At 70.2% G+C, this 18,807-nt stretch carries 23 protein-coding genes and 1 pseudogene; 12 read left to right on the top strand and 12 right to left on the bottom strand.

Annotated features, from left to right (window positions below; genetic code table 11):
• Position 1: 1 nt before the first annotated feature.
• Positions 2-823 carry a class I SAM-dependent methyltransferase gene (locus LJ657_RS10155; protein ID WP_372487903.1) on the bottom strand — a complete coding sequence of 274 codons (822 nt, stop codon included), beginning with the start codon at positions 821-823 and terminating at the stop codon, positions 2-4.
• 398 nt (positions 824-1,221) lie between these two features.
• On the opposite strand from LJ657_RS10155, the gene rpsA reads away from it, so the two are divergent.
• The 4 genes from rpsA to LJ657_RS10135 all read left to right on the top strand — a co-directional run bounded on the left by rpsA (position 1,222) and on the right by LJ657_RS10135 (position 5,099).
• Positions 1,222-2,721 (top strand): 30S ribosomal protein S1, encoded by a 1,500-nt coding sequence (gene rpsA / locus LJ657_RS10150; protein ID WP_232648095.1) that lies wholly within the window; start codon positions 1,222-1,224, stop codon positions 2,719-2,721.
• 324 nt (positions 2,722-3,045) lie between these two features.
• Positions 3,046-3,984 (top strand): PAC2 family protein, encoded by a 939-nt coding sequence (locus LJ657_RS10145; RefSeq protein WP_232648094.1) that lies wholly within the window; start codon positions 3,046-3,048, stop codon positions 3,982-3,984.
• Between the two features lie 45 nt (positions 3,985-4,029).
• Positions 4,030-4,668: a dephospho-CoA kinase gene (coaE, locus tag LJ657_RS10140; RefSeq protein ID WP_232648093.1), complete on the top strand. Its 639-nt coding sequence runs from the start codon at positions 4,030-4,032 to the stop codon at positions 4,666-4,668.
• A gap of 50 nt (positions 4,669-4,718) precedes the next feature.
• Positions 4,719-5,099, top strand: a complete 381-nt coding sequence (locus LJ657_RS10135; protein ID WP_232648092.1) for a tetratricopeptide repeat protein — start codon at positions 4,719-4,721, stop codon at positions 5,097-5,099.
• A gap of 160 nt (positions 5,100-5,259) precedes the next feature.
• Here the strand turns inward: LJ657_RS10135 and LJ657_RS10130 are convergent, their stop codons facing one another.
• Positions 5,260-5,535 (bottom strand): DUF6343 family protein, encoded by a 276-nt coding sequence (locus tag LJ657_RS10130; protein WP_232648091.1) that lies wholly within the window; start codon positions 5,533-5,535, stop codon positions 5,260-5,262.
• A gap of 69 nt (positions 5,536-5,604) precedes the next feature.
• Between LJ657_RS10130 and LJ657_RS10125 the strand changes: the two genes are divergently transcribed.
• Positions 5,605-6,504 carry an acyltransferase domain-containing protein gene (locus LJ657_RS10125; protein ID WP_232648090.1) on the top strand — a complete coding sequence of 300 codons (900 nt, stop codon included), beginning with the start codon at positions 5,605-5,607 and terminating at the stop codon, positions 6,502-6,504.
• A 99-nt stretch (positions 6,505-6,603) separates the two neighbouring features.
• On the top strand, positions 6,604-7,050 hold the full coding sequence (locus tag LJ657_RS10120; protein ID WP_232648089.1) for a DoxX family protein: 447 nt from the start codon (positions 6,604-6,606) through the stop codon (positions 7,048-7,050).
• Positions 7,051-7,102: 52 nt separating this feature from the next.
• On the opposite strand, the gene LJ657_RS10115 is transcribed toward LJ657_RS10120, so the two are convergent.
• The 3 genes from LJ657_RS10115 to LJ657_RS10105 all read right to left on the bottom strand — a co-directional run bounded on the left by LJ657_RS10115 (position 7,103) and on the right by LJ657_RS10105 (position 8,482).
• Positions 7,103-7,675: an RNA-binding S4 domain-containing protein gene (locus LJ657_RS10115; RefSeq protein ID WP_232648088.1), complete on the bottom strand. Its 573-nt coding sequence runs from the start codon at positions 7,673-7,675 to the stop codon at positions 7,103-7,105.
• 46 nt (positions 7,676-7,721) lie between these two features.
• A complete protein-coding gene (locus tag LJ657_RS10110; RefSeq protein WP_232648087.1) occupies positions 7,722-8,153 on the bottom strand; it encodes an SRPBCC family protein in 432 nt (143 codons plus the stop codon).
• Positions 8,154-8,260: 107 nt separating this feature from the next.
• Positions 8,261-8,482 (bottom strand): hypothetical protein, encoded by a 222-nt coding sequence (locus tag LJ657_RS10105; protein WP_232648086.1) that lies wholly within the window; start codon positions 8,480-8,482, stop codon positions 8,261-8,263.
• 73 nt (positions 8,483-8,555) lie between these two features.
• On the opposite strand from LJ657_RS10105, the gene LJ657_RS10100 reads away from it, so the two are divergent.
• Entirely contained in the window at positions 8,556-9,260 is a 705-nt protein-coding gene (locus LJ657_RS10100; protein WP_232648085.1) for a uracil-DNA glycosylase, read from the top strand.
• Between the two features lie 37 nt (positions 9,261-9,297).
• Positions 9,298-10,260, top strand: coding sequence for a prolyl aminopeptidase (gene pip / locus LJ657_RS10095; RefSeq protein ID WP_232648084.1), 963 nt, complete (start codon positions 9,298-9,300; stop codon positions 10,258-10,260).
• A gap of 233 nt (positions 10,261-10,493) precedes the next feature.
• Here the strand turns inward: pip and LJ657_RS10090 are convergent, their stop codons facing one another.
• Positions 10,494-11,174 carry a GntR family transcriptional regulator gene (locus tag LJ657_RS10090; protein WP_232648083.1) on the bottom strand — a complete coding sequence of 227 codons (681 nt, stop codon included), beginning with the start codon at positions 11,172-11,174 and terminating at the stop codon, positions 10,494-10,496.
• A 149-nt stretch (positions 11,175-11,323) separates the two neighbouring features.
• Between LJ657_RS10090 and LJ657_RS10085 the strand changes: the two genes are divergently transcribed.
• From LJ657_RS10085 to LJ657_RS10075, 3 genes are read left to right on the top strand one after another with little or no spacing between them, the layout of a single operon-like run.
• Complete coding sequence (locus LJ657_RS10085) at positions 11,324-12,793, top strand: NCS1 family nucleobase:cation symporter-1 (protein WP_232648082.1); 1,470 nt, start codon at positions 11,324-11,326, stop codon at positions 12,791-12,793.
• Between the two features lie 5 nt (positions 12,794-12,798).
• Entirely contained in the window at positions 12,799-13,527 is a 729-nt protein-coding gene (locus tag LJ657_RS10080) for an aspartate/glutamate racemase family protein (RefSeq protein ID WP_232648081.1), read from the top strand.
• A gap of 24 nt (positions 13,528-13,551) precedes the next feature.
• The gene (locus LJ657_RS10075; protein ID WP_232648080.1) at positions 13,552-14,523 is read left to right on the top strand and encodes an MBL fold metallo-hydrolase; all 972 of its coding nucleotides are present in this window, start codon (positions 13,552-13,554) and stop codon (positions 14,521-14,523) included.
• 31 nt (positions 14,524-14,554) lie between these two features.
• Here the strand turns inward: LJ657_RS10075 and LJ657_RS10070 are convergent, their stop codons facing one another.
• From LJ657_RS10070 to LJ657_RS10045, 6 genes and pseudogenes are all read right to left on the bottom strand, one after another.
• Positions 14,555-15,025, bottom strand: coding sequence for a GNAT family N-acetyltransferase (locus tag LJ657_RS10070; RefSeq protein WP_232648079.1), 471 nt, complete (start codon positions 15,023-15,025; stop codon positions 14,555-14,557).
• Positions 15,026-15,064: 39 nt separating this feature from the next.
• Entirely contained in the window at positions 15,065-15,664 is a 600-nt protein-coding gene (locus tag LJ657_RS10065) for a gamma carbonic anhydrase family protein (protein ID WP_232648078.1), read from the bottom strand.
• An 8-nt stretch (positions 15,665-15,672) separates the two neighbouring features.
• Positions 15,673-15,885, bottom strand: a pseudogene (locus tag LJ657_RS10060) (hypothetical protein); the annotation flags it as partial.
• 165 nt (positions 15,886-16,050) lie between these two features.
• Positions 16,051-16,275: a translation initiation factor IF-1 gene (gene infA, locus LJ657_RS10055; RefSeq protein WP_232648077.1), complete on the bottom strand. Its 225-nt coding sequence runs from the start codon at positions 16,273-16,275 to the stop codon at positions 16,051-16,053.
• Positions 16,272-17,063 (bottom strand): GNAT family N-acetyltransferase, encoded by a 792-nt coding sequence (locus tag LJ657_RS10050; RefSeq protein ID WP_232648076.1) that lies wholly within the window; start codon positions 17,061-17,063, stop codon positions 16,272-16,274. Before LJ657_RS10050 ends, infA begins: the two co-directional genes overlap by 4 nt.
• Before the next feature lie 207 nt (positions 17,064-17,270).
• A complete protein-coding gene (locus LJ657_RS10045) occupies positions 17,271-17,909 on the bottom strand; it encodes a class I SAM-dependent methyltransferase (RefSeq protein WP_232648075.1) in 639 nt (212 codons plus the stop codon).
• Between the two features lie 84 nt (positions 17,910-17,993).
• Between LJ657_RS10045 and LJ657_RS10040 the strand changes: the two genes are divergently transcribed.
• A complete protein-coding gene (locus tag LJ657_RS10040; protein WP_372487884.1) occupies positions 17,994-18,788 on the top strand; it encodes a nucleotidyltransferase domain-containing protein in 795 nt (264 codons plus the stop codon).
• Positions 18,789-18,807 lie beyond the last annotated feature (19 nt).

Genomic DNA, 18,807 nt, shown 5'->3' with positions numbered 1-18,807 from the left:
CTCAGTCTCGTACGCACACGAAGATCGCCGTCCCCGGGATGAGATTCCCGCGCAGCGGCGACCAGCCGCCCCACTCGGAGGTGTTCCAGGCCGGCCACTCCGGCTCGACCAGGTCCACCAGCCGGAAACCCGACGCGACGACGTCCCGGACCCGGTCGCCGAGCGTCCTGTGGTGCTCGACGTAGACCGCGCGGCCCTCCTCGTTCTGCTCGACATAGGGAGTGCGGTCGAAGTAGGAGGCGGAGACGGACAGCCCCTCCGGGCCCGGCTCGTCCGGGAACGCCCAGCGGATCGGGTGGGTCACCGAGAAGACGAAACGCCCGCCCGGGCGCAGCACCCGCCGCACCTCCGTGAGGACCCGCACCGGATCGGCCACGAACGGCAGCGCCCCGTACGCCGAGCACGCCAGGTCGAAGGAACCGTCCGCGAAGGGCAGCGCACCCGCGTCGGCACACACCAGAGGGAACGTTTTGCCGATGCGCAGCGCGTGCTGCAGCTGGCGGTGCGAGATGTCCAGGGCGACCGGGCGGGCACCCTGCGCGGCCAGCCAGCGGGCGCACTGGGCCGCACCGGCGCCGATCTCCAGGACGTCCCTGCCCTTGAGCTCATCCGGCGGGCCGAGCAGCTCCGCCTCCACCTCGTCGAGGCCCTCGGGGCCCCACACGAAACGGTCGTCGCCGAGGAACGTGCCGTGCTCGACCTGGTACTCGTCCGCGTTCCGGTCCCACCAGCCCCGGTTGGCGCGGGCGCTCTCCGTGACGTCGGACGCGCGTCGGGTGGCTTCCGGCTCGAACGCGGAATCGGAAGATACGGGCTCTTGGATGATCGGCTCCCTCGTCGTAGTCTTCCGTCACCCTTATGGCGCAGTCGGCCTCTCGGCGGTGTCGCGGAAGAGGTCTCTCAGGCCTGCGTGGCCTCCAGAGACAGTTCTTGTGCCGGGTATGCGGCGATCCGCCCCGGGTGTGCGCCTTCGCGCATTGACCCTGTCCGGCTGCCCCCGTATGCTACAAGTTGCGCTGCGGGCCTGCGCACCTCAGACGTAGCAGGCTGCGCTCGCATCTGTTGTATGTCCCCTCGGTTGTCGAGGCGCCATCACCAGTATCTGGTTCTCCAGTTATCTGTTGGGGCGCTTCCTTGGCTGTCCGGCTTCTTCAGAGCGATACGGGCTCCCGGCGTAGCAGTACCTACGACTTCAATGTCCGTACCGGAGCCCTTTCCCACATGACGAGCAGCACCGAGACCACCGCCACCACCCCGCAGGTTGCGGTCAACGACATCGGTAACGAGGAAGCCTTCCTCGCCGCGATCGACGAGACGATCAAGTACTTCAACGACGGCGACATCGTCGACGGCGTCATCGTGAAGGTCGACCGGGACGAGGTCCTGCTCGACATCGGTTACAAGACCGAAGGTGTCATCCCGAGCCGCGAGCTCTCGATCAAGCACGACGTCGACCCGAACGAGGTCGTCGCCGTCGGTGACGAGATCGAAGCCCTTGTTCTCCAGAAGGAGGACAAGGAAGGCCGCCTGATCCTCTCGAAGAAGCGCGCCCAGTACGAGCGCGCCTGGGGCACCATCGAGAAGATCAAGGAAGAGGACGGCATCGTCACCGGTACCGTCATCGAGGTCGTCAAGGGTGGTCTCATCCTCGACATCGGCCTCCGTGGCTTCCTGCCGGCCTCCCTCGTCGAGATGCGCCGCGTCCGCGACCTCCAGCCCTACGTGGGCAAGGAGCTCGAGGCGAAGATCATCGAGCTGGACAAGAACCGCAACAACGTGGTCCTGTCCCGCCGTGCCTGGCTGGAGCAGACCCAGTCCGAGGTCCGCCAGACGTTCCTCACGACCCTCCAGAAGGGTCAGGTCCGCTCCGGCGTGGTCTCCTCGATCGTCAACTTCGGTGCCTTCGTGGACCTGGGTGGCGTCGACGGTCTGGTCCACGTCTCCGAGCTGTCCTGGAAGCACATCGACCACCCCTCCGAGGTTGTCGAGGTCGGCCAGGAAGTCACCGTCGAGGTCCTCGACGTCGACATGGACCGCGAGCGTGTCTCCCTGTCGCTGAAGGCGACCCAGGAAGACCCGTGGCAGCAGTTCGCCCGCACGCACCAGATCGGTCAGGTCGTGCCCGGCAAGGTCACGAAGCTGGTTCCGTTCGGTGCGTTCGTCCGCGTGGACGAGGGCATCGAGGGTCTGGTCCACATCTCCGAGCTGGCCGAGCGCCACGTGGAGATCCCGGAGCAGGTCGTCCAGGTCAACGACGAGATCTTCGTCAAGGTCATCGACATCGACCTCGAGCGCCGTCGCATCAGCCTCTCGCTGAAGCAGGCCAACGAGTCCTTCGGTGCCGACCCGGCCTCGGTCGAGTTCGACCCGACCCTGTACGGCATGGCTGCCTCGTACGACGACCAGGGCAACTACATCTACCCCGAGGGCTTCGACCCCGAGACCAACGACTGGCTCGAGGGCTACGAGACCCAGCGCGAGGCGTGGGAGCACCAGTACGCCGAGGCGCAGACCCGCTTCGAGCAGCACCAGCAGCAGGTCATCAAGTCCCGCGAGGCCGACGCCGCTGCTGCGGCCGAGGGCGGCGACGCTGCGGGTGCGGCTCCGGCCGCGAGCGGTGGCGGTTCGTACTCCTCCGAGGGTGCGGACACCTCCGGTGCGCTGGCGTCCGACGAGGCGCTGGCCGCTCTCCGCGAGAAGCTGGCCGGGGGCCAGAGCTGAACTCCCCCAGAGGGCGTGCCCTCAGCTCGCTGAGGCTTAGCCGGTAACTGAAGGGCCGTACCTTTCGAGGTGCGGCCCTTCAGCGTTGCCCGGGCCCGTCGTTCGTCTGCAAGCCGGTGGGAGCTTGTCGTGCCCACGCGGCGGAGCCGCAAATCGATCCAGCCCCGCGCCCCTGAAAAAGCCCCGCAGTCCCCCTCTGCGGGTATCAGTCACCGGCGTCGCCCAATGAAAAGGGCATAAGAGATGGCTGATCAGGCGTACCGGCGGGAATGCCCTTGCTCCAGGGCGCGTTGAGACGTACGAACACGAGGAGGAGCGGTCACTGTGCTTGATCCGCAGGGTTTGTACGCATGGGAGCCGAAGGGGCTGGCTGTCGTCGACATGGCACTTGCCCAGGAGTCGGCCGGTCTTGTCATGCTCTACCACTTCGACGGATACATCGACGCGGGCGAGACCGGCGACCAGATCGTCGACCGGATCCTCGACTCGCAGCCCCACCAGGTCGTCGCCCGCTTCGACCACGACCGGCTCGTGGACTACCGCGCCCGCCGCCCGCTGCTGACCTTCAAGCGTGACCGGTGGACCGAGTACGAGGAGCCCACGCTCGACGTGCGGCTCGTCCAGGACGCCACCGGGGCGCCCTTCCTGCTGCTGTCCGGACCCGAGCCGGACGTGGAGTGGGAGCGCTTCGCCGCGGCCGTCCAGCAGATCGTGGAGCGGCTGGGCGTGCGGCTGTCCGTGAACTTCCACGGCATTCCGATGGGCGTTCCGCACACCCGCCCCGTGGGCCTGACCCCGCACGGCAACCGCACCGACCTCGTCCCGGGCCACCGCAGCCCCTTCGACGAGGCGCAGGTTCCCGGCAGCGCCGAGTCCCTGGTCGAGTACCGCCTCATGGAGGCCGGCTTCGACGTCCTCGGTGTCGCCGCGCACGTGCCGCACTACATCGCCCGGTCCCCGTACCCAGACGCCGCCCTGACCGTCCTGGAGGCCATCACCGCGGCCACCGGCCTGGTGCTCCCGGGCATCGCGCACTCCCTGCGCACGGACGCGCACCGCACCCAGACCGAGATCGACCGGCAGATCCAGGAGGGCGACGAGGAGCTCACCACGCTTGTCTCGGGCCTGGAGAACCAGTACGACGCGGTCGCGGGCGCCGAGAGCCGGGGCAACATGCTCGCCGAGCCCGTCGACATCCCGTCGGCGGACGAGATCGGCCTGGAGTTCGAGCGCTTCCTGGCGGAACGTGAAGGCGACAACTGACCTCCGGCCGTCCCGCTGTCAGTGCCAGGCCCTAAGCTTCCGCTCATGCTGACTGTGGGGCTGACCGGCGGGATCGGTGCCGGCAAGAGCGAGGTGTCGCGGCTGCTCGTCGGGTGCGGTGCCGTGCTGATCGACGCCGACCGGATCGCGCGCGAGGTCGTCGCGCCGGGGACACCCGGGCTGGCGGCGGTCGTCGAGGCCTTCGGCGAGGAAGTGCTCGCCGCCGACGGCAGCCTCGACCGGCCGAAGCTGGGTTCGATCGTCTTCGCCGACCCGTCGAAGCTGGCCGCCCTGAACTCGATCGTGCATCCCCTGGTGGGCGCGCGCTCGCGAGAGCTGGAGGCCGCGGCCGCCGAGGACGCGGTCGTCGTGCACGACGTTCCGCTGCTCGCGGAGAACAGCCTCGCCCCGCTGTACGACGTCGTGATCGTCGTAGACGCGAGCCCCGAGACCCAGCTCGACCGGCTCGTAAGGCTGCGCGGCATGACCGAGGAGGACGCCCGCGCGCGCATGGCCGCCCAGGCCACCCGCGAGAAGCGCCGGGAGATCGCAGACGTCGTGATCGACAACGACGTACCGCTGGCAGAGCTGGAGCACCGTGTGTACGACGTCTGGGCGGACCTCGTACGCAGAGCGCGGACGGCGCCCGAGTCGTCCGGTACGCCTCGATCGCCGCAGGAATAGCGGCCCCTGAGCGGGGCGTTGAACCCTTCGAGTGAGGGAAGGACTGTGCCGTGCCCGAGACCAGCGGTTCGACCGGACGTACTCCGGAGACGCATGTCATCGACTTCCGTGCTGCCGAGCAGCTGCTCAACGCACGGGACCCGCGGGGCGCGGTGAAGCTGCTCGACTCAGTCATCGCCGCCCATCCGGAGAACACCGCCGCGCGGCTGCTGCGCGCGCGTGCCTTCTTCGCCGCCGCGCAACTGCGGCCCGCCGAGCTGGAGTTCACCATCGTCCTGGAGCGCGAACCGGACAACGCGTTCGCGCACTTCGCCCTCGCCAGGACCTATGAGCGCCGCGGGGAGGCCGAGCAGGCCAAGCGCCACTTCAGACTCGCGGCCGCGCTGGACCCCAACCCCGAGTATCTGAAGGCGGCGCGGTTCGACTCGTGAGCGTGGCGCTGCGCTGATAGCGCGGTAATGAACCTGCGGGCCGGTGGGGCTGGTCGCGCAGTTCCCCGCGCCCCTACGCGCGCGGCCCGCTCAGCGCGGCCCGCTCAGCGCGGCCCGCTCAGCGCGGCCCGCTCAGCGCGGCCCGCTCAGCGCGGCCCGCTCAGCGCGGGCCGCTCTCCGGCGGCCGGTACGGGGGTATGTTCCGGCCCGGCTGGTAGTGCGGTCCCTCGCGCATGTGCTTGACGATGACGGTCATGTCGACCGTGACCACCAGCCACAGCACACCGCACGCGGCTGCCCATCCGGGGCGTCCTACCAGGGCGAACGCGGCCGTGCCGAAGATCGCCCAGACCAGCCCCCACACGCTCAGCCAGAACCGCGCGCGCAGTGCACTGCGCGCGGTCGTCGGCTCACTGCCCGTACGCATCGGGATCATTGCTCCTGTTTGCAACGTACTCTTCGGGACGGACGTTCACCAAGGGGAACGGGACTAGGGGGTCGCCGGGTGCTGCCGCATGCCGATGAGCTGGCCGAGGTGCTGCTGGACCTCGCCGTACCGCACGAGGACATCAACCAGCTCGTACGGATGGGCCGACGGGTGACCGACGACCCGGAGCTGCTGCGCGTCCTCGAGGCGTCGGTGGAGGAACTCGTCCGGGGCATGGGGGAGATCGGCACCGCCGTCGACCTGCCCCAGCTCGACTGGGCGTCGGGGCCGCTGCAGCGCTGCTTCCCGGTGTACGTGTTCGTGGCCGCGCTGCCGTACACGCGCGCGTACCACCGTGCGCGGGGCGTCCCGGACGAGATCTCCCGGCGCACCCTCGCCGACCTCGGACGGAACATGGCCGTGCACCGCAGACGGCACCACCGGGCGGGCGTACAGGCGCCGTGGTGGCTGACCCACCACTTCCGGGGCGAGCTGTACCAGCTGGGGCGGCTGCAGTTCGAGCGGGCGCGGCACGGGCAGCGCACGTCGCGGGTGCTCGCGGCGGCCGGCCTGGACGTCGCGCCCGGCACGCCCTGTCTGAACATCCACATCCCCGACTACCTCGGCCCGCTGTCACCTGCGGCCTGCGAGCGCTCGCTGGCCCTGGCGGCGGAGTTCTTCGGGCTGCACCACCCCGAGGAGAAGTACCGGGCGGCGCTGTGCCACTCCTGGCTCCTGGACGCGCAGTTGAAGGAGTATCTGCCGGCGGACTCCAACATCGTGCGGTTCCAGGACCGGTTCCGGGTCGCCCGCGAGGACCGGGAGCCGGCCGACCAGGAACCGGTCCAGTTCGTGTTCGGGGACCCGGAGTTGCCCGTCGAGAGCCTGCCCCGGCGTACGGCGGTGGAGCGGGCGGTCGGCGACCACCTGAGGGCGGGCCGCCACTGGTACATCGGGCACGGATGGTTCCCGTTGTAGGCGACTCCACGAAATTCCGCTCGGCGGCGATGAGTTCCGGGGCGGTGGCCGGTCTGCCCCTGTGACAGCACGACGAACCGCTCACCACAGGAGAACCCCATGTCCGAGACCACCGCCCGCGTCGCTTCCGCCCCCGTCGTCGCCGAGTCCGCGACCGCCCACGGCCGCCGCGCCCGGATCGCCCTGCGCACCCTGCAGGTGCTGCTGGCCCTCTTCTACGGCATCGCGAGCGCCCTGCCCAAACTGATCGGCAACCACTACGCCGCCGACGCCTTCGACAAGATCGGCTGGGGCAGCACGGGCATGTACACCATCGGCGCCCTCGAACTGGCCGGTGCGGTGGCCCTGTTGATCCCGGTGCTGCAGTCGGTCGCGGCGATCGCGCTGAGCGGACTGATGGTGGGCGCGTTCGTCGTCCAGAGCACCGTCTTCGACGGTCAGAACGCGGCGACCCCGCTGATCCTGATCGTGCCGCTGGCCCTCATCGCCTGGGCCCGGCGGGGTTCCACCGGGGACCTGCTGAAGCTGGTACGACGACGGGTGTGAACCCCGACGACGTGGGTGGCGTCCGGTACGAGCCGGACGCCACCTCCGTGTGTCATCGTCCGCTCGGCCTCGGCTTGCCGCCCTCCGTGAGTCCCCGCAGGCGTTCCATGTCCCGGCGGTCCCGCTTGGTCGGGCGGCCGGTGCCGCGGTCGCGGATGCCGGCCGGGGCGGCGAAGGGCCGGCGGGGCGGCGGGGGCGGCGAGTTGTCGACGTAGCACTGGGCGGCCACCGGGGCGCCGACCCGCTTGCGGATCAGCCGCTTGACGATGACGATCCGCTCCCAGCCCTCCTGCCGCACACGCACCTCGTCGCCGATCCGTACGGTGTGCGCGGGCTTCACGCGTACCCCGTTCACCTGCACATGTCCGCCCTTGCAGGCGGCCGCGCCGGACGAGCGGGTCTTGGCCAGACGTACGGCCCAGATCCAGCTGTCGATCCGCACGGTCACGCCGTCCGCGGGGCCTGCGGCCTCCGCGGCGGCGATGGCGGCGACGATCTTGGGGTCGACCACCTCTGGTCCGGCCGCCTCGGATCCGGCAGCCATGGGATCGCCGGCCTCGGTTGCCACCTGCCTGTGCTCGGCGGAACCCGGCCCGCCCTTCTCCTCGTCAGCTTCGGAAGCCATGCCCCCGACCTTAGCTCTCCGAAGCGGGTGGACCGGCAGCCGCGTGTCACCGTCTGCGTTCGACGTACTTCTTGAAGTGCTGGAGATCGGTGCGGACGATCCGCTCGATCGTGCTCGCCTGGGCGAATCCCCTCGGACCGCCGAAGGCCGCCCTGAGCGCGTCGGGGTCGTACTCGAGGCGTGCCTGGACCCGGGTGCGGTGCCGGTCGATCGGCCGCAGGGAGAAGGAACCCGTCAGCTCGGGGGTTCCCATGGTGTGCCACTCCATCACGCGTTCCCCGCGGCGGTCGGAGACCTCGGCCTCGAACTCCCGGCCCCGGCCGCCGGCCTCGACGTCGAGATGCGCCCGCCCTTCCGGCTCCGCATGGGCGTCGCGCACTCCCTCCACGAAGCGTGAGTAGTTCTCCACCCGGTGGAGGCTGTCCCAGGCCTGGTCGATCGGAACTCCGACATCGACGTGTTCTTCGAGGGTGCTCATGGCCCACCTCCAGGTTCGGCTCATGGCGCATGTCCCGCTGCCCCCAGTGTGCGCCCGCCGCCTCCGGCAGGCGCCCCGGGGAGGCGGCCTTCGGGACCGGCCGGCGGCTATGTCGTGCTGCTCCAGACGTACGGCCCGCCGCCACGCCATTCGATCAGCTCGGGGTCGTCGACGGCCCGGTCCTCCTCGGCGGGCAGGCCCGCGCTGTGCAGGAAGTCCAGCACGTCGAAGAGGGTGTAGGCGGTGCCGACGCGCTCGCCGCGGATCGTCACGCGCCGTCCGCCGTCCGCCTCCGGCGCCAGCACGACCACAGGGGGTTGCACGTCCATGACTCCAGCATGGGGTGTGATCGGCAGACCCGCCGCTCGACGCCCGCGCATCCGGTGGTCCTACCGTTGAGGCATGGACAGCCTGGCCGAGCTCGACACCCGTGTGGCCGGATGCGCCGCGTGCCCTCGGCTGGTGGAGTGGCGGGAGGAGGTCGGGCGGACGAAACGCGCGGCCTTCCAGGACTGGACGTACTGGGCCCGCCCGGTGCCCGGCTTCGGCCCCGCGGACGCCTCGCTCCTGATCATCGGCCTCGCGCCCGCCGCCCATGGTGGCAACCGCACCGGCCGCATGTTCACCGGCGACCGCTCCGGGGACGTGCTGTACCGGGCGATGTACGACGTGGGCCTCGCATCGCAGCCCACGTCGGTGACCGCCGACGACGGCCTGGAGCTCCACGGCGTCCGTGTCACCGCGCCCGTGCACTGTGCCCCGCCGGAGAACAAGCCCACGCCGGGGGAGCGGGACACCTGCCGACCCTGGCTGGTCCAGGAGCTCACGCTGCTGCGGCCGACCCTGCGCGCGGTCGTCGTGCTCGGCGCGTTCGGCTGGCAGGCCGCGCTGCCGGCCTTCGCGTCGGCGGGCTGGACGGTGCCCCGGCCACGGCTCGTCTTCGCCCACGGCACGCGCGTGGCGCTCGACGGCCTCGACCTCTTCGGCTGCTTCCACGTCAGTCAGCGCAACACCTTCACCGGCAAGCTCACCCCCGAGATGCTGCGGGACGTGCTGCGTACGGCGGGGGAGGCGGCGGGTCTGCCCGTCCGGACCGCCGGAAAATGAGGCGACGGGGCGGCCGTGGCGAGGTTACGGTGCCCGGATGCCCCTTTACCCGGAGATCGAGCCCTACGACCACGGAATGCTCGACGTCGGCGACGGCAACCGCGTGTACTGGGAGGCCTGCGGAAACCCCCGGGGCAAGCCCGCGGTGGTGCTGCACGGCGGGCCGGGGTCGGGCTGCGTCCCGTTCTTCCGGCGCTACTTCGATCCGGACGCGTACCGGATCGTGCTGCTCGACCAGCGCGGCTGTGGGCGGTCCACGCCGCCTGCGAGCGCGTACGACACCGACATGAGCGTCAACACGACGGCTCATCTCATCGCCGACCTGGAGCTGCTCCGTGCTCACCTGGGGATCGAGCGGTGGCTGGTGTGGGGCGGTTCGTGGGGTTCGGTGCTCGGGCTGCGGTACGCACAGACGCATTCCGCGGTGGTGTCCGAGCTGGTCCTGACCCTCGTCGCCACCGGCGCCGACGCGGAACACGCGCTGCTGACCCGGGGCCTGGGAAGGATCTTCCCGGAAGCGTACGAGCGGTTCCTGGCCGAGCTGCCCGCAGGCGACCGGGACGGCAACCTCGCCGCCGCGTACAACCGTCTCCTCGACTCCCCCGACCTCGCTGTGCGGGAGCGGGCGGCGCGCGCCTGGACCGACTGGGAGACGGCGATCATTCCCGCGCCGCCGCGCTCGGTCCGGCGTTTCGAGGACCCCCAGTTCCGCATGGGCTTCGCCCGCACGGTCACGCACTACTGGGGCAACGACTGCTTCCTGGGCGAGGGCAACGACGAAGGCGTGGTCCTGCGGGACGCGCCTCTGCTCAAGGAGGTTCCCGGCACCCTCGTCCAGGGCAGTCTCGACCTCGGCAACCTCCTCGGCACCGTCTGGCGCCTCCACCACGCCTGGCCCGGCTGCGAGCTGATCGTCGTCGACGAGGTCGGACACGATGCCGGGGCACGGGGAGTCGCGGACGCCCTGGTGGCGGCCACGGACAAGTACGCCCGCCGCTAGGACCTGCACGGCGGATCAGCCCGGCGTCGCCGGGGGCCGGCACACACTTCCCCCACGGCCTCGAAGGCGTGGGGGCCCTCGGCGGCGTTGTCGGCAGCCGCCGACTTTCCGCGTCGCCCGCCGCGGCAGCGGATGATCGACACGGCTCCTCCGCCTTGCAGCCGTACGAACCAGCCCCGGTCGGGACAGCCGGGAAAGCCGTTCCTTACAGCCGACCTGATCCAAACGACAGGCTAGGCGAGTTCGCCCGTGTCCTCGGTGTCCCCGAACAGATGCCGCACCGTCGACCGGTAGTTGGTCCGCACATGGGCGAGGGCGTGCGCGCGGGCGCGGGCCGGGTCGCCGGAGGCGATCGCCTCGTACAACTCGCGGTGTTCCACCAGGAGTTGGGGCCACTCCTCGTTCCGCCGGGTCATCCACCGCAGGCGGCCGGCGACCGGTTCCAGGGCTTCGGTCAGCAGGCTGTTGCCGGCCATGGCCACGATGCGGTCGTGCAGCCGGCTGTTGACGTCCGTGATCACTTCCGCGTCCCCCGCCTCGGTCGCGGTGGCCGCGAGGTCCAGCAGCTCCTGGACCTGGGCCAGGTCCTCCGGTGTCGCGCGTGCCGCGGCGAGCCCGGCGGCGTAGACCTCCAGGGCCTCGCGCAGTTCGAAGAGTTCCTGGACGTCGTGCGGGGCGAGACGGCGTACGACCGTGCGGCGCGGCGTCTCGAAGTGGACGAACCCCTCGGCGACCAGTGCGCGGATCGCCTCGCGGACCGGCACCCGGGAGACCCCGAGGCGATCGGCCAGCTCCCGCTCGACCAGCCGGTCACCGGGGCGCAGACTGCCCGCGATGATCTCCTGCCGCAGGCTTGCCAGGACCCGCTCGCGGACCGCGCCCAGGGGTTCGATCTTCGTCGTCGTGGAGCTCATGGAGCCATCTTCTCCGACACCGGGGGTGTTTTACCGAGCGTTAACAATGACGACATCGGTCGGAATGCTTGACGGCGGGACCATGTCCGCAGTTTGGTATACCAAACGGCTGCCGTCTCCACCCTCCGCCCCCGTCCCCTGGAGGCCCCGTGTCCCTCGCCGACCGCGCCGAAGCCACCGGCGCACCAGCGTTCGTCCCCGATCCCCGGCTCACCAACGAAGACCTCGCGCCCGCCGAGAAGCGCAACTGGAAGGTCTTCGACCTCTTCGCCATGTGGATGTCCGACGTCCACAACCTCGGCAACTACACCTTCGCCGCCGGCCTGCTGGTCCTCGGCATGAACGTGTGGCAGGTCTTCACCTCCCTGCTCGTCGGCTTCGTGCTGATCTACGTCGGCATGAACTGGATGGGCAGGATCGGCCAGCGTCACGGGGTGCCCTTCCCGGTCGTGAGCCGCATCAGCTTCGGTGTCTGGGGCGCCAACATCCCGGCCCTCATCCGGGCCGTGATCGCCATCATGTGGTACGGCATCCAGACCTACCTCGCCTCCGTCGCCGTCAACGTGATGCTGCTGGCCGCCTGGCCCGGCCTGAAGTCCTGGACCGAGCACTCCTTCCTGGGCCTCGACGCGCTCGGTTGGGTGTCGTTCCTGTCGCTCTGGCTGATCCAGGCGCTGATCATCAGCCGGGGCATGGAGTCCGTGCGGAAGTTCCAGGACTTCTGCGGCCCGGCGATCTGGCTGGTGATGATCGCGCTGGCGATCTGGGTCCTGTCGAAGGCCGACTGGAGCATCTCGCTCACCTCCACCCCGCACCCGGTCTCGACCGGCGAGCAGTGGCGGCAGTGGTTCGGCGCGATCGGCCTGATCCTCGCCACCTACGGCACGCTGATGCTCAACTTCTGCGACTTCTCCCGCTTCGCGCCGGACCACCGCACTGTGCGCCGCGGCAACTTCTGGGGCCTGCCCATCAACTCGACGGCCTTCGTGGTCGTGTCGGTGATCGTCACGGCCGGCTCGCTGAAGGTGTTCGGCCACGCGATCACGGACCCCGCGGAGCTGGTGGCGAAGGTCGGCAACACCTGGGTGCTGGTTGTGGCCGCGTTCACCTTTGCCGTCGCCACCATGGGCGTCAACATCGTCGCCAACTTCGTCTCACCGGCGTACGACCTGGCCAACGTCTGGCCGCAGAAGATCACCTTCAGGATCGGCGGCATGATCAGCACGGTGGCGGCCCTGGTCGTGACCCCGTGGAACCTCTTCTCCAACCCCACGGTCGTCAACTACTTCCTCGGTGGCCTCGGCGCCTTCCTCGGCCCGCTGTTCGGTGTGATCATGGTCGACTACTACCTGGTCAAGCGCGGCCGTGTCGACGTGAACGAGCTCTTCGACGCCCGACCCGGCTCCCGCTACTACTACCGCAAGGGCGTCAACCCCAAGGCGCTGGCCGCGTTCCTGCCGTCGGCGGCGGTCGCGGCGGTGCTCGCGCTGGTGAAGACCTTCAGCGATGTGGCCCCGTACTCCTGGTTCATCGGCACCGCGCTGGGAGCCGGCCTGTACCTGGTGATCTGCCGGTCCGAGCGTGCCCCCGTCCCCGAGCCGACTGCCCTGGAGGTCTGACGAGCGTGCGAATCGTCGTCACCAACTGCAACACCACGCAGGAGATGACCGAGGAGATCGTACGAGGAGCCCGGGCCGCCGCAGGCCCGGGCACCACCGTGCTCGGTCTGACCCCCGAGTGGGGACCGGAGTCGGCGGAGGGCTGGCTCGACAGCTATCTGTCGGCCGCGGCCGTCATCGATCTGCTGCGGACATACCAGGGGCCCGCGTACGACGCCGTCGTGATGGCCGGCTTCGGGGAGCACGGGCGGGAAGGCGTACGGGAGTTGGTCGACGTACCGGTCGTCGACATCACGGAGGCCGCGGCCCATCTGGCGTGTCTGCTCGGGCGGCGGTACGGGGTCGTGACGACCCTGGAGCGGTCCTGCGGCCAGATCGAGGACAGCCTTGAACTGGCGGGTGTCGGGCGCAACTGCGCCGCCGTCGTCGGGACGGGACTCGGGGTGCTCGACCTGGGCGACGCCGACCGCACGGAGGCCGCCTTCCTTTCGGCAGCCGAACGGGCGCGGGAGGCCGGAGCCGAGGTCCTGGTGCTCGGGTGCGCCGGGATGACGGGACTGCAGCGGGCCGTGGGGGAGAAGCTCGGGCTGCCCGTGGTCGACGGGGTGGGGGCGGCCGTCAGACTGGCGGAGTCCCTGGTGGCGATGGGGCTGACGACGAGCCGGGCGGGGAGTTATGCGAGCCCGGTACCGAAGAGGAGGCTGTGGGGGTCCACCCGCCCACTCGGCTCCTGATCACCGTCCCCGACAATGAGCGCCATGAACCTCCCTGACCGACTCCCCCCGGTCGCCGACGGACTCCATCTGTGGTCCCCGGGCCACGCGGGCACCTGGGGCTTCGCGAACTGCCTGCTCATCACCTCCGGTGAACAGGCGGCCCTGGTCGACACCCCCTACGACCGGCCGATGACCGAGGCCCTGCTCGCGGCGGCCCGCCCGGTGCTGCCCGCGGGCGCCGCCGCCGTGCGGACCATCGTCAACACCCATGTCAACGGCGACCACACCTTCGGCAACGGCTGCTTCCCCGGCGCCGAGATCATCGCCACGAAGGCCAGCGCCGAGCACCTCTGCCGCGAACCCTCCCCGCAGCAGATGCACTTCCTCACCCACCAGACCCCGGCCGACCAGCCGCTGGGCTGGTACGCGCGCGAACACTTCGGCCGCTACGAGTACGAGGGCGTCGAGTCCGTCCCGCCCACCACCACCTTCTCGGGCCGGTATGCCCTGACGGTCGGGGACATCGAGGCCGAACTGATCGAGGTGGGCCCGGCGCACTCGGCCGGTGACCTCATAGTCCACCTGCCCCGGCAGCGGGTCGTGTGCGCGGGGGACGTCCTGTTCGCCGACGACCACCCCGTCCACTGGGACGGCCCGCTCGCCCGGGTGGCCGGTGCCTGCGAGACGATCCTGGCCCTGGACCCCGAGGTGGTCATTCCCGGACACGGGCCGGTGATGAGCGTCGAGGACGTCCGTGACCACGTGACCTACCTGCGGGAGCTGGAAGCCCTCGTCCACGCCCATCATGCGGCCGGCGTCTCCGTGGCCGAGGCCGCGGCCGACATCCTCGCCTCCGGCTTCCATGACCACCTGGGCCTGCGGGAACGGGTCGTGATCCTCACGGCGGTCGAGTACCGGTACCTCGACGGCGACGCCGGTGAGGTGGACGTCGTCGGGCTCGCCGCCCAGGCTGCCGCCTGGGCGTACCGGGACCACGGGCCCGGGAGGTCCTGAACCGTAGCTGTCGCCTGTGCGGCACGGCAGTTCAGGGGCGCCACACATACTGCACGTCCGGCTCCTGCTCTTCGTTCCCACTGCCGTCCGTGTACTCGAACGCGACGAAGCCGTGCCGCTCGTAGAACCGGTGGGCCGGCTTGTTGACCTGGAAGGTCCACAGGCTGAGCCCGCGGGGGCTGCGCTCCTTGGCGAGTGCGACGAAACGGTCGCCGATGCCGCGCCCGCGCCAGTCGGGGGCGAGATAGAGCTGGGAGAGCTCGTCGTCGTGCAGCACCATCACACCGATGATGCCGTCGTCGGCTCCGGCGTCTGCGACCCAGGTCTCGCGCAGCGGTACGACGACGTCCCGGAAGTAGCCGTGCACCTCGTCGGCGGATCGGGGACTGACGACCGTGGGCAGGGCTGCGGCGAAGGAGGCCAGCCAGACGTCGGCCGCGGCGGCGGCATCGGGGGCCGAGGCGGCTCGACGGAGGGTTATGGCAAGGGGTTCGGAAGGCAAGTGCGGATCCTGTCCGTCGTCGCTTTCGTCTCTGTCGGCTCAGTCGTCGAGGGCGTGGTCGTGCTGATGGGCGCCGTAGTAGTCGACCTGGCGCGCCATGACGTCCCGCATGGAGGTGCCGCGCGGGACGCGGTAGACCGTGCCGGGAAAGTCCAACTCCTGCTGCACGGACCATAGTTCGTCGTGCTCACCGGGCGCGAAGAGCCGAGCCGTGGGCGCCCCGGCCGCGATCCAGCCGATGGGTACCACGGTGCCGGGCGGCAGCACGGAGTTGACGTGCAGCACGCTGTTGATCCGCAACTCGGAGCCGGCGCCCGCGACCGCCCCCGGAAAGACGGCGGCCCCGGTGGCGACGAACACCTCGTCCTCGATGGTCGCGCCGTTGACATGGGCGTGCGGTCCGACGAGCACGGCGTCACCGATGAAGGCGGGGTGCCCGGCCCGCCCACGCACCAGCGCGTTCTCCATGACGACGACGTCGGAGCCGACGCGGACCTCCCCGTCCTCGGCGGTGAGTACGGCACCGTGCAGCACCCGTGCGCGCTCGCCGAGGGTCACGGCACCGCACAGGACGGCAGTCGGAGCGACATACGCGGAGTCCGGGACGACGGGGCGCCGCCCGCGGTGCTCGATCAACATGCGACCCCTTACGAGACTCGGGCTACCTCGGCAACTACAGCGGTGGCTGTAATCTCCACCAGCTGCCCCGAGTACCCCGGACACGCCACGCCGATCAACGTCGATGAGTGCGGCCCGACACCGAGCCCGGACGCCTCGACGACGTCCCAGACGGCGGACAGCACCGCGGTGTCACCGCTGACCACGTACACATCGGTGACGAGGACATGCGCCAAGTCGCTGGGCGGGCAACAGGCAACTCACCGATGGTCCGGCCCGCCCACCCGGCGCGCATCCGATTTTCTCGGGTGGGGGCGCGCCGCCCTGCGATCCGTCTTCGGGCCCCGGCCACGCAAACGCCGTGACCGGGGCCCTGGATCAGCTGCCGACGAGGGTGCCGACCGCCGTCAGTTCCGGTACCGGAACACGATCCGGCCGCGGGTCAGGTCGTACGGTGGGAGTTCGACCAGCACCCGGTCCTCCAGCATGATCTTGATGTAGTTCTTGCGGATCTTCCCGCTGATGTGCGCGAGCACCTGGTGGCCGTTCTCGAGCTGAACGGTGAACATGGCGCTGCGCAGGCACTCGACGACCTTGCCCTCGACTTCGATGACGTTCTTGTTCCTCGTCATCGCACCAGCTCCAGATTGCTGCTCATCGGCCGGGCGCCGATGCCCTCGAACAGCGCCGAGGCAGCCTGGTTGGACTCCTGTACTTCGGTCCAGGCCGCGGTGAACCCGGAGCGGTGCAGTGTCCCCAGGGCGTGGGCGAGCAGCGCCCGTGCGATGCCGCGGCGCTGCTCGCCGGCCCGGACCGCGACCAGACCGATGCGCGGCCGGATCGCCGTCACCACCCGGATCAGACCCAGGTAGCCCTCCGGCGCCGCGGCCACCGCGTACTTCGCCGGGTCGACGATGGTGTCGCCTGCGGCGCGCGGAATCACCTCCGCGGGCATCGACTGCCACCCGACACTCGCCTCGACTTCGTCACGGATCGCGCGGTCCACCGCTCGCAGCAGACCCTCGTCCGCCTGACCGGCGGACACGACCGTGACGCCCGGAGGCGGCAGGACGTCGTCGAGCCCGGTGACCCGGGGGTCGGTCGGCACGGAGTACTCCCACTCGCGGCGCCGAACCGCGAAGCCGGCCCGTCGCCAGCCGGCCGTCAGCTCGGCGTCGGCTTCGTCGACCACCGTGTACAGGGGCGCCGGCAGTTGGGCCAGCATCGCCTCGGCGAGCCGGTCGAAGGTGGCGTCGTGCCAGGCGTCGATGCTGACGAACAGGCGTCCGTCGGGCCGGTGCTGCGCATGACCGCGGCCGACCACCAGGTCGTCATCCAGTGCATGCCATTGCCGGTCCGCGACGCGCGTGATCATCACCGCGTTCTCGCTCGGGCCGGAGGTGAAAGGCTTTGTGTTCATCGGAGTCTCCCTCCAGGAGTGCCTCGATCTCAGGCGCTCCTGGCGACACCGAACGTCAGCCGCCGGACCGTGACGGGTTGAGGGAGCACCCACGGGTAACTGTGTTCACGGGGGCTCACCTCCATACGACGACTTCACGGTCCGACAGGAAAGTAGCAGCGGGGCGACGCCTCGTTCCAATCCTTTTTCCTGAGCTCGTCGCGTGACTCAACCCGCTTCCGTGTCCGGAACGTGCAGCACCGCCGTTCCCTTCCGGTGCGCGAGGCTTTCGAGGGACCAGGTGGGGTACTGCTGGAGCCAGCGGGTGACTATGGCCTGCTCGTCGGCGCGATCGTGGTCGTCCAGGAAGACCACGGCCCCGGGGACGAGGGCGTCGGCGAGGAGGGGGACGGCCGGGTAGCGGGCGAGCGGCGCGGACCATCCGGGTGGGCCGTCCACGAACAGCAGGCCGCAATCCCTCAGGTCGCGCCAGGCCGATGCGGCGTACCAGGGCCAGGTCTCGCCCTGGATGGTGAACTGCTCCAGCGGAGCGAGCCGCACCTCGGCGAAGTCACCGAGCCCCAGCCGGCCGAGCCCCTGCGCGGTCTGTTCGCGATAGCCGGGATCGTGTTCCAGGCTCACCACACGGCCCGGTATGCCGAAGGTGCGCAGAGCCGTCGCAAGCCACAACGTGGAGGTGCCGCTGCCCAGTTCGACGATGAGCGCGGGCCGCCGTGACCGGATCTGCTCCACGAGGTGCAGCAGCAGATCCGGGGCCGCGGCCCAGCTGTCACCCGGCGGGATGGGACCGGAGGGCTGGAGAGCCTGCTCCAACTGTGCCAGTACTCGTCCGTCTTCGGTCTGCACGCTGTTTCCCCTCGACTGGCGGTCGTCGTACTCGCATTGATAATGCATGGCACCGACAGTCTCCTGAGAGGCAGGCTGGCCGGCATGGCTGAGATGACCAGAGACGACCAGGGGTTCCTCGACACCGTCGCCGACCGCCTCGCCACCCTCCCCACCGTCCAGGCCGTCGCCCTCGGCGGTTCCCGCGCGCAGGGCACACACCGGCCGGACAGCGACTGGGACCTGGCCGTCTACTACCGCGGGCTTTTCGACCCCGCCGACCTGCGTGCTCTCGGCTGGGACGGTGAGGTCTCCGAGGTCGGGGGATGGGGCGGTGGCGTCTTCAACGGCGGTGCCTGGCTGACGATCGAGGGGCGGCGCGTCGACGTCCACTACCGCGATCTCGACGTCGTCGAGCACGAGTTGGCCCAGGCGGAGGAGGGGCGGTTCCGGGTGGAGCCGTTGATGTTCCATCTCGCCGGGATCCCGAGCTACCTGGTCGTCGCCGAACTGGCGGTCAACCGGGTCCTTCGGGGGCAGATGCCCCGGCCGGACGTCTACCCGGAGAAGCTGCGTGTCTCCGCCGCCGAGCGCTGGCGGGGCACCGCCCGTTCCACGCTGGCCTATGCGAAGGCCAACCACGTCCCGCACGGCCGCCTTACCGAGGTCGCCGGAACCGTCGCCACGGCCGCCGTGCAGACCGGGCACGCGGTGCTGGCGGCGCGGGGGGAGTGGGTGACGAACGAGAAGAGGCTGTTGGACAGGGCCGGCCTTCGAGAGACCGACGCCATCCTCGGGAGGCTGCGGCCGGATCCCGAGGCCCTGCTCCGGAGCGTCGTCGAGGCGGAGACGCTGTTCGCAGCCGCGGCCGACGCTTCAGGCCCTTCAGCCTCTGAATAATCCTTCGATTCCCCGCAGT

Origin of the sequence: Streptomyces guryensis, from assembly GCF_021261325.1 — a bacterium.
In the GTDB taxonomy this organism is placed as follows: Bacteria; Actinomycetota; Actinomycetes; order Streptomycetales; family Streptomycetaceae; genus Streptomyces; species Streptomyces guryensis.
The sequence above is the reverse complement of the archived record's forward strand: the minus strand, read 5'-3'. Positions and strand labels throughout refer to the sequence as shown.

What these genes read in the sequence shown, in the direction of transcription:
- rpsA (WP_232648095.1), top strand. Translation starts at nt 1,222, where the DNA reads ATGACGAGCAGCACCGAGACCACCGCCACCACCCCGCAGGTTGCGGTC.
- coaE (WP_232648093.1), top strand. Translation starts at nt 4,030, where the DNA reads ATGCTGACTGTGGGGCTGACCGGCGGGATCGGTGCCGGCAAGAGCGAG.
- LJ657_RS10130 (WP_232648091.1), bottom strand. Translation starts at nt 5,535, where the DNA reads ATGATCCCGATGCGTACGGGCAGTGAGCCGACGACCGCGCGCAGTGCA.
- LJ657_RS10120 (WP_232648089.1), top strand. Translation starts at nt 6,604, where the DNA reads ATGTCCGAGACCACCGCCCGCGTCGCTTCCGCCCCCGTCGTCGCCGAG.
- LJ657_RS10115 (WP_232648088.1), bottom strand. Translation starts at nt 7,675, where the DNA reads ATGGCTTCCGAAGCTGACGAGGAGAAGGGCGGGCCGGGTTCCGCCGAG.
- LJ657_RS10110 (WP_232648087.1), bottom strand. Translation starts at nt 8,153, where the DNA reads ATGAGCACCCTCGAAGAACACGTCGATGTCGGAGTTCCGATCGACCAG.
- LJ657_RS10105 (WP_232648086.1), bottom strand. Translation starts at nt 8,482, where the DNA reads ATGGACGTGCAACCCCCTGTGGTCGTGCTGGCGCCGGAGGCGGACGGC.
- LJ657_RS10100 (WP_232648085.1), top strand. Translation starts at nt 8,556, where the DNA reads ATGGACAGCCTGGCCGAGCTCGACACCCGTGTGGCCGGATGCGCCGCG.
- pip (WP_232648084.1), top strand. Translation starts at nt 9,298, where the DNA reads ATGCCCCTTTACCCGGAGATCGAGCCCTACGACCACGGAATGCTCGAC.
- LJ657_RS10090 (WP_232648083.1), bottom strand. Translation starts at nt 11,174, where the DNA reads ATGAGCTCCACGACGACGAAGATCGAACCCCTGGGCGCGGTCCGCGAG.
- LJ657_RS10075 (WP_232648080.1), top strand. Translation starts at nt 13,552, where the DNA reads ATGAACCTCCCTGACCGACTCCCCCCGGTCGCCGACGGACTCCATCTG.
- LJ657_RS10065 (WP_232648078.1), bottom strand. Translation starts at nt 15,664, where the DNA reads ATGTTGATCGAGCACCGCGGGCGGCGCCCCGTCGTCCCGGACTCCGCG.
- infA (WP_232648077.1), bottom strand. Translation starts at nt 16,275, where the DNA reads ATGACGAGGAACAAGAACGTCATCGAAGTCGAGGGCAAGGTCGTCGAG.
- LJ657_RS10050 (WP_232648076.1), bottom strand. Translation starts at nt 17,063, where the DNA reads ATGAACACAAAGCCTTTCACCTCCGGCCCGAGCGAGAACGCGGTGATG.
- LJ657_RS10040 (WP_372487884.1), top strand. Translation starts at nt 17,994, where the DNA reads ATGGCTGAGATGACCAGAGACGACCAGGGGTTCCTCGACACCGTCGCC.